This window comes from Peribacillus sp. NPDC096540, from assembly GCF_050278525.1.
Taxonomy (GTDB): Bacteria; Bacillota; Bacilli; order Bacillales; family DSM-1321; genus Peribacillus.
In genome coordinates, this window is the sequence record NZ_JBNNTG010000077.1 from 1 (window position 1) to 8,109 (window position 8,109).

Annotated in this window: 11 protein-coding genes; 2 read left to right on the forward strand and 9 right to left on the reverse strand. The window is 32.9% G+C overall.

Annotation, left to right across the window (positions count from 1 at the left end; genetic code table 11):
• A partial coding sequence (locus ACQKMR_RS27775; protein WP_427700149.1) for a hypothetical protein occupies positions 1-187 on the forward strand: 187 nt, incomplete at its 5' end.
• A gap of 154 nt (positions 188-341) precedes the next feature.
• Here the strand turns inward: ACQKMR_RS27775 and ACQKMR_RS27780 are convergent.
• From ACQKMR_RS27780 to ACQKMR_RS27800, 5 genes are all read right to left on the reverse strand, one after another.
• The gene (locus ACQKMR_RS27780) at positions 342-1,142 is read right to left on the reverse strand and encodes a nucleotidyltransferase domain-containing protein (RefSeq protein WP_427700150.1); all 801 of its coding nucleotides are present in this window, start codon (positions 1,140-1,142) and stop codon (positions 342-344) included.
• Between the two features lie 270 nt (positions 1,143-1,412).
• On the reverse strand, positions 1,413-2,249 hold the full coding sequence (locus ACQKMR_RS27785) for an aminoglycoside 6-adenylyltransferase (protein ID WP_427700151.1): 837 nt from the start codon (positions 2,247-2,249) through the stop codon (positions 1,413-1,415).
• Positions 2,250-2,435: 186 nt separating this feature from the next.
• Positions 2,436-3,338, reverse strand: a complete 903-nt coding sequence (locus ACQKMR_RS27790) for an aminoglycoside phosphotransferase family protein (RefSeq protein ID WP_427700152.1) — start codon at positions 3,336-3,338, stop codon at positions 2,436-2,438.
• Between the two features lie 88 nt (positions 3,339-3,426).
• Complete coding sequence (locus tag ACQKMR_RS27795; RefSeq protein WP_427700153.1) at positions 3,427-3,780, reverse strand: VOC family protein; 354 nt, start codon at positions 3,778-3,780, stop codon at positions 3,427-3,429.
• A 217-nt stretch (positions 3,781-3,997) separates the two neighbouring features.
• On the reverse strand, positions 3,998-4,357 hold the full coding sequence (locus ACQKMR_RS27800; RefSeq protein WP_260287829.1) for a winged helix-turn-helix transcriptional regulator: 360 nt from the start codon (positions 4,355-4,357) through the stop codon (positions 3,998-4,000).
• A 213-nt stretch (positions 4,358-4,570) separates the two neighbouring features.
• Here ACQKMR_RS27800 and ACQKMR_RS27805 point away from each other — a divergent pair, with 213 nt between their 5' ends.
• Entirely contained in the window at positions 4,571-5,293 is a 723-nt protein-coding gene (locus tag ACQKMR_RS27805; protein WP_427700154.1) for an NADPH-dependent F420 reductase, read from the forward strand.
• A gap of 637 nt (positions 5,294-5,930) precedes the next feature.
• Here ACQKMR_RS27805 and ACQKMR_RS27810 read toward each other — a convergent pair.
• From ACQKMR_RS27810 to ACQKMR_RS27825, 4 genes are all read right to left on the reverse strand, one after another.
• Positions 5,931-6,239: a hypothetical protein gene (locus tag ACQKMR_RS27810; protein WP_427700155.1), complete on the reverse strand. Its 309-nt coding sequence runs from the start codon at positions 6,237-6,239 to the stop codon at positions 5,931-5,933.
• A gap of 404 nt (positions 6,240-6,643) precedes the next feature.
• Positions 6,644-6,934, reverse strand: a complete 291-nt coding sequence (locus tag ACQKMR_RS27815) for a DUF5316 domain-containing protein (RefSeq protein ID WP_427700156.1) — start codon at positions 6,932-6,934, stop codon at positions 6,644-6,646.
• 143 nt (positions 6,935-7,077) lie between these two features.
• Positions 7,078-7,278, reverse strand: coding sequence for a hypothetical protein (locus ACQKMR_RS27820; RefSeq protein WP_427700157.1), 201 nt, complete (start codon positions 7,276-7,278; stop codon positions 7,078-7,080).
• Between the two features lie 174 nt (positions 7,279-7,452).
• Positions 7,453-7,926 carry a hypothetical protein gene (locus ACQKMR_RS27825; protein WP_057219596.1) on the reverse strand — a complete coding sequence of 158 codons (474 nt, stop codon included), beginning with the start codon at positions 7,924-7,926 and terminating at the stop codon, positions 7,453-7,455.
• Positions 7,927-8,109: the final 183 nt, after the last annotated feature.

The window sequence follows — 8,109 nt, forward strand, 5'->3', positions numbered from 1 at the left end:
CCGGAGGTTTGCCGCTTGCTTCCTTCAGATTCCACGTCACCATGGACACCCTTGCATTAAGCTAACCATTACTACTGCCTTCATGGTTCGGGACTTACACCCTATAGATTGCACCAATGCCGGGCGCACGAAAAAGGTTGCCTCAGCAACCTTCCTTATTGAAGTAAAGCACCTGTTAGTACTATAAGAAAAGCGATTCTTATTAAAGAATCGCGCCCGATAATGGAATAACTATGAAGCTTCTATTAGCTGGCTTTAAACTCAATCGATTCTCGGTTTTAACAGCCAGGTTGTTTTCTTTGTATTGATTATTTATGGACTGGAACTTCAGCTGGATAAGGTTATAAGTTATTACTTTTTAACAAATCATCTAAATTGTCAACCAGATCATTTATGTCACTTAATAGTGTTATGGTATTGTTGCTAAGAATCATGATTATGTTTTCTTCCATCTTGTCTGGGAGATATTTGCATGTTTTTTGCGCAATCTTAATTAATTTCTTTTCTCCAGGGTGTGGCAACTCGTTAATCGCAAATAAGATATCGAAGTAACTTGCAAGTAACGCAGCAACCCTATGATTGACACTTATGTAGTCTTTTCTTTTTAGAGCTTTCTCGATTTGACAATAGTAGGATGTAACACTGTCTCGTAATAAAGGGTAATTTTTGTTAAGGATATTTTCTTTTAATTCTTTTGGAAAGGCTACGTTAATTTTATCCTGTAGTTTCTTTAATTGACCATTTTGATCATATAGTATTTTGGAATTTAAATAATTACTCCAAAAGCATGTAGTGTAACCGACCTGAGCCTGGAAATTCACTACCGTTTTCATAAGTTCGTTTTCAATCCAAGCATAATTTCTATATATAATTTCTATACCAATATTGGGTTCATTTAGCGTTCCATCATCTTCTGTTTCCCAATACTGGTTATTAATCTCCATATAATCCGAAAACGGTTCTAACAATTTTTTGCGAGTGCTGGTAGGGATTTCTTGATCACTATAAATATACAAATCTATATCAGAATGTTCATCTTGGGTATTTGTTGAAAGAGAGCCAGAGAGTACAACACCTTCCACTTCTTCTAACTGAGAAAATACAGATGAAATCTTCAAAATCATGTCATTAATAGTATTCATTTTGGATTTCTTCCCATCTATTTTTTATTTTTCGTATTGCCCCAATTATAGGGTATTTATGGGATGTAAACCATTTTTATATTGGTAAATTGCTACCCTTAAAACAAAAATGAGGAGATTAAAAAATTGCATTACCCTTATTCAAGAATATGGCCCAATTGTTGAACTAACCTGCCCCTATAGTTCCATAAGAAAAAGCTGCCTTATAGACAGCTCCGATCTTCAGCTAACGCACCCATTAGTTTAAGTGTTTAGCTTCACAAATTGAGTTTAATTTTTAGTAAGGTATTGTTTTACCTTATTCGCATCTTCAAAAGGATATTGATAATCAAGATTACTAGCTACTTCAATCGCTACTTGCTCAAATAAGTCAATTGTTTCAAACAATGAATTCCAAACTTGTTCGTAATCTCCATTAGGATATGTTTTCATCAATCTATCCCAAATGTCATTATCAATGTAGCCCTTTAAGTACTTACTGTTTTTTCCTACACTCAAAGAAAAATTGGTTTCTATACCAACTTTCCACTCTAGCATTGTTAACAGCATTTCTCTTACACTATTTAAGTGCTCATAGGCATAAAGTATTTCTTGTCTCCATAACCCTTTTGCTACATAAGTGGAAACCCACCAAAATTCATTACAACAATCTGAAAAAAATTCAGCAGAAGGCTTTTTTACCCAGTAATCTTTATCTGTTGGTTCAGAAAGTTTAGGCATATTCCCATCTTTATCAAATAAAATAACTGTTAATCCATCTTCAGAACAATAAATATCTTTTTCCTCAATCGGAATCAGCATTAAATCAATTCTATTACCATCCTCAAATAACATTAAATATGTGAATCTTCCTCCCAATTCAGGTGGAAACATTGCCATATTCTCTGGTGTTTGCATTATTATTCTTTTTCCAAAAACGTCTACCCAATCAGGACTGTTTAGAAACGATTGTAATTCAGATACAAGATAAACAATATCATAATCTCTGAAAGAATCTTTAGGTACATTAGAATTCGTTCGGGAACCATTCATTGCAACGGCTCGTATTCTCTCATCTTTCTCGGCTACTCGTAATATCAATTCCATCATTTCTTTTTCTGAACGCATTTTTTTCTCCTCCTAATGATTTAATTTCTTAATACATATTCCTATTAGGAGGTCCTCTAATTAGTAATAAGCAGCGTTATATAAAATGACCTATTATTGACATCTTAACCCCTCCAATTATTTTAAAATTTAAACTTAATAATGTATAAAAGTTGATTTTAATTATCACTAAACTGCTCTGTTAATTCAATATATATTAATGGTTTTATCTTCTGCTTCGTAGTCATTAAGGATTACTTTTATAATATAAAATGATTCGTCTGCGATTGCTTTGTTAGATTGTTTATTATAATTATAGGTTATTAATGCCTTCCATAAAGCCCAACCTCTTGCTCTATTCCAAGTTTCTTCATCAAAATTTAATGCATTCTTAAATATCTTTCTGCTACTATCATCAAAAAAAGTCCACGCCATTGCAGCATCACAAGAAGGGTCTCCTACACCCAAGATTCCGAAATCAATAACACCATATAATTTACCTTTTTTAACTAAGATATTTCCTGGTGCTACATCACCATGGACCCAAACTGGTTTACCATTCCATTTTGAAGCTAATGCCAGTTCCCAAATTTCTTTCAACAAGGATTCATTAAAAACATCTACATTTTTATTAATTGTATTTCTAGTTTCTTCATCGTATACAGCAATATCTCCGCCTCTGTAAAAATTATGTTTCCCAGCTATAGGACCAGTACTCGCGTCAATGGATTGTAATTCAACTAAAAATTTCCCTAAATCATTTGCAAATTGATTTAAGTCATCGATATTTTCTAAAGACAATGTTTCTCCATCTAACCATTTGTTAACAGACCAAGGATATGGGTAATCCTCACTAGGTTCTCCTTTAGCTAATGGTTTAGATATTGGTATAGAAAGATGCTCGGCAAGAATGGGTAACCATTTTTGTTCCTTTTCAACTTGAGGAGCATAGCCTTCATCACTTGGCAACCTAACGCTCATATTTTTGCCTAAATGAAAAGTCCTATTATCATTTCCACTTTTTTCTACAGGTTTTATTTCCAAATTAGACCATTCTTTGAATTGGCTGTTTATTAACTTTGAAACTAAATCTGTGTTTATTTTTATCATTTAATATCTCCTCAAAACTTTATTTATTCATCACCAAAAACCTATTTACAGTCATAACGTATACATCCTTATCAATCCTTTAATTTGATTATTTTTTTTGAAAAAGACCGAACCCAATACCCGTTGGATCCACTAAGTATGCGAGAAAAAATTCATCAAACTCCATCTTGTCTCGTACCACCATTGCACCATTGTCTTTTGCTTTGGAGATAGAATCATCTATGGAATCAACCTCTATTTGAATACGTGATCCATGAGGATAATCATTAGTTCCTTTACTTATTCCACCGTTGATTCCAGTTCTCTCAGTACCTTTTTCCGTAGAAACTGCCCAATAGCCCCATTGTGGCTCAGAGAACTCCCATCCAAATACCTTGGAATAAAATTTTGTTGCTTTTTCTGGTTCTTGACTGCTTAATTCAAATCCAACAACTTTTCCCACTTTAAAACCCCTTTCAAAAAGAATAAAATCACTCATTTACAATAATTCTCTATTTTCTATTAAAGCACCTTTTCCTTATTGAACTAACCTGCCCCTATAGTTGCATAAAAAAAAGCTCCCTTAAAGACAGCTCTGATCTTCAACTAACGCACCCGTTAGTTTAAGTACAACCCTTCACAATATCGGTTCAATTAATAAAAAATATCATTTTATTATTTCACTCAGGTTTCTCCCCGAATTTTTTGCCGAAATTCTCCATCATATCAAGTATTGGGATAAATTCACGCCCTTTAGTTGTTAATGAATATTCAACACGTGGAGGTACCTCAGGAAAAACTTCTCGATTAATTAATCCATCTGTTTCTAATTCTCTCAACTGTTTTGTAAGAGAACCTTGTGAAATGTCCCATAAAAAAGCTTTAATTTCGCTATAACGACGTTCTTTTGTTTTTAAAAACCAAAGAATAAGATACTTCCAGCGTCCTGAAAGCATATTTTGGGTATACGCAATACCATAAACGTCTCTTTGCTCCTTAATAAACTCTTTTTCAAATCCATCCTTGCATATTCTAGCCATACTTACATCCCTTTTCTTCTATAAAGTACAAAAAAGTGTACTATATCATTTTTTATTGCCTACTTCAAAAGTAAGAGTAATGAGTTCATTATATTATTTATAACCAAGATCAATTACCTTAATGCTTACAAAAAAGGAATGTAGACAATTTCGTGTTGAGGCTAGCTGATATAAAATCATAATCGAACAAAATTATATTTAGGAGGAACAATAATGAGATTTGGAATTATAGGTGCAGGACCAATAGGGACAATTATTTCTAAAAAATTAGTTAAGAATGGACATGATGTCAAAATTGCAGATGCTCGAGGAATTGAACGTTTAGAAGGAAAAGAGCTTGCTGGAACACCTGTGAGTGTAGAAGATGTAATAACAAATATTGATGTTCTTATAATATCTATCCCTTTTCATGTAATGCCAAGCATTCGCAACATTGTAGATAAATCTGGAGAGGAAGTAATCGTTGTAGACACTTCAAATTATTATCCTTTTAGAGACAATAAAATTGAAGAAATTGAGAACGGGATGGTTGAAAGTGTTTGGGTTTCAAATCAATTAGGTAGACCTATCATTAAAGCTTTCAACAATCAATTAGCTTATACTTTAGAAAATAAGGAAACCCCCGAAGGTACTAGTGGACGCATTGCCATGGCGATTGCTGGTAATAACCTAGCACAAAAACAAATAATCATGAACGTAGTAAACGAGCTAGGCTTCGACGCAGTAGATAGTGGTTCTTTAAATGATTCATGGAGACAACAGCCAGGAACTCCTGCATACTGCACAGAACTAACAAAAGAGGAACTAACGGAAGCATTAAAAAAGGCAAATAAAGATGAAGCCCCATTCCTACGGGATAAGGCGATGGAGAAGTTTTCAGCTAGATTTTCACATAAAGATATTGTGAACCTAAACAGAGAAACATATAATTCATAATTTAGGAAACCCATATTGATCATTGCTCTGGTATTTAATTTTAAATTGAATAGAAGACATAGGAAATTTGGAACCAAAAATAGTGATCAAAATAACCTTGATCACTATTTTGGCATATTTTAAATCTTTTACAGTAAACTCTGTTCACCCACCTTGGATGTAACACTTTAAAAATATTTAGACGTTGTTAACAATTTTCATCGCCGTAAAAAAACTGTATTGTTGTTACACTAAACTGTCCCTTTAGTTCATCAAGAAAATCAACAACATCCTTTAACAGAGCCAATAATTAAAAAATTACATCATTATCACTGGAATTGTTTTTACCACTGTGTGGTTATACATCAAATTCTTCAACTAACGCAACCGTTAGTTCAATAAGAAAAAAGAGTTGCGTATGCAAATTTTTTTGCAGAACGTGTGCCAGTGTAGTTTTTTTGAACATCGTTGAAAGTCTTGTTATATCTAGGTTCAAACGATTGTGCATAAAAAGCTGTATAGGAATAGAATAAAGAAAAACACTTAAAATATTGATATGACAACGTTTTAAGTGTTTTGTTGTATCAACAAACTTTGATTTGGGATTGGTTTCTCAGCTGCGTATGTATAATTATTCTTATTATTTTTTTAAAGTAAGCTACTCACCTGTGTGTGAATCCATAAGCTTTCCTGTCTTTAAATCGTAAATTTTATAATCCATTTCCCACATATGGTCTTTGGTCACCGTAATCTCACAGTAATAAGGAATTGATTTGCCATAAGCATCAAGGTCAGGAATCTCCATGAAACTAAATTGTTCGTCTGTATTAAACATATTGAAAGTCGAATCAGAAGAACGACCAGATGAAGATATTTCTATCGTACATTTTCCATTAACAACATCAAAGTCTTTCGTTATTACATCTTTTAGACTTGGAATGGTCATCCATAAAAGCAGGAGTCCCACTAGAAAACCGCCCAGCATTTTAATAGTCTGCCAAAACTCAATTTCTCTCTCTATATACATCTCAATAAAAAATATCACTGTGAATATAACTAAAAACACACCTAAACCAAATAAGAAATAATAAATTAAAATAATAATCCCTTCCCTACAATAAATAATTACTATATTTACGTTAATTCAATTATAAAAGTTTCAAAAGTTATCATTATAACCTTTCCAAAGCGAGATTTGATATGTTCATTTCCGATCATAGCAACATTCAATATAGTTATGGAATTTATAGTTTCACTTTTATATATCTGCTTAAAGTAACTTTCTACTCCTTCATATTCAACTAAACTGCCCCTTTAGTGCCATAAGAAAAGGCTGCCGAAGCAACCCAAGTTAATGAACTAACGCACCCGTTAGTTCATTACAAAATAACTAACCATTGCGATTAATAAATTCGGTAGTCCAATCAATAAAATTGTATTAGTCATTGAAAATCTTTGTTTTCTATCTTCTTTTGATTCAGATTGTAAATTTCGGCCCAACCTATCTCCATCAACAAATGCTCCAGAAAACAATGCACTCATTATTAGTGAGATTAATGCGACCACTCCAGTAATTTTATACAATAAAGTGAAATCACTCAAAAACACCGAAATGAGAAGGGCTACCACTACGATACCTATTCCTACCAGAAATTTTTTCATTAACAACACATCCTATATGTTTTGTTTTTCAATAAAATTTCGGCTTATTCCTTTCTAAATTATAACATCTCCAGGTTTTTACAAATACATTAAATCTCCTTTAACTCAAGCAACTAAACTGCCCCGTTAGTGAAAAAATGAAATTACCTTATCTTCTTAATCAAATTGATTAAATAGTAAATCTGTGAAATCAAAAATGAAAGAAGAATGACAATTATGGTTCCTAATGTGAAAACTGCTTCTTCTGCGGGATCGCCCCCGCCCATATATACAGAACCTAATATAAAAAAGAGAATTACACTTACCATTACAGTTAAGAAGAAAATACTAATATACTTTGACATAAAATCCCCCCTTACACAGAAACAACTAATTTACCTTTCCTTAAATATATTGCACGGCTTATTATTTATTTCCTGCTTATTCCACTAGCCTGCCCCGATAGTTGCATAAAGAAAATCTGCCTTAAAGACAGCTCTGATCTTCAGCTAACGCACCCGTTAGTTGAAGAAGAAATACTAATCCCTAATAAGATATTTACCTGCCTCATTTTTAATCCTTGATATTACATCGTTCTCATTAAACTCTAAAGGTATATCACCATTTCGTAGTTCATCAATCATTTCACTTATCTCATACCACTCCATCAAATCATTTGGATAATCTAAATCTGAAGCAACAATCCGATAAATCATATAAGCAAAATCAAAGGTCAATGAATGGTTATTTTCTTTAATAATTTCATTTGCTAAATGACCTATATAGGCTCTAGCACATATCTCAAGGGTTGGTTTCTCTATTACCAATTCATTCAAAGCTCTTTTAAAATAAACTTCCACTTCGAAAATATTTTCGTCAAATGGAAATGAAGAAATAATATTTACGGATGGTGATGACACATCGGTTTTTAACAAGTTGTGCGACCAATTTACATAATCCTCAGTCCAAATAGTTCTCTTTTGAATCTTGTAAAATAAAGCATTTGTTTCCATTTTATTTACCACCTTATAGGTTCTATTCCTACAACCAGATTATAATCCTTATTGAACTAATCTGCCCCGTTAGTTCCATAAGAAACTTCTATGGCGGCGCTCCTCGCCGCCACCATCTACTACGAAAATCTAAACTCAAAAATAGAGTCTAACCCATTAACCCCTTGACGATAATGGATGATA